Source organism: Thermococcus sp. EP1 (assembly GCF_001317345.1).
Taxonomy (GTDB): Archaea; Methanobacteriota_B; Thermococci; order Thermococcales; family Thermococcaceae; genus Thermococcus_A.
Window position 1 is genome coordinate 1 of sequence record NZ_JXCG01000036.1, and the last position, 514, is coordinate 514.

A 514-nucleotide genomic window follows, 5' to 3' on the forward strand; every position below is an offset into this window, starting at 1 on the left:
CGTTTGCAGAATAGATACCATTTAAGTTAATTCCTTCCCATTTTACAAACTTTGGAGTTCCAGCTCCAGTGCCTATGAATATTGCATCGTACTCTTCTCTCAGCTCTTCGAATGTAACGGTTTTTCCAACGAGTGTATCAGTCTCAATTTTCACCCCAAGCTTCCTTAAGTTCTCAAGCTCTCTTCTCACGATCTCCTTTGGAAGCCTAAACTCTGGGATGCCATATATTGTAACTCCTCCGGGTTCATGGAGTGCTTCAAAAATTGTTACTTCGTATCCCATCCTGGCTAGTTCAGCGGCACAAGTCAATCCAGCTGGTCCAGCCCCGATAATGGCAACTTTCTTTCCATTGTGTTGTATTTCTTTTATCTGCTCTTCCAAAAGCTCTTGGTCAATTCCATGCTGTCTTGCATAGTCTGCTACAAATCTTTCAAGTTTTCCAATATTTATTGGATCTCCGATTTTACCCATTGTACAAACGCCTTCACATTGATCCTCTTGGGGACAAACTCT

At 41.8% G+C, this 514-nt stretch carries 1 protein-coding gene; it reads right to left on the reverse strand.

Going from position 1 to position 514, the window contains the following annotated elements:
* The coding region (locus EP1X_RS09940; protein WP_156300744.1) for an FAD-dependent oxidoreductase at positions 1 to 514 on the reverse strand (514 nt) is incomplete at both ends.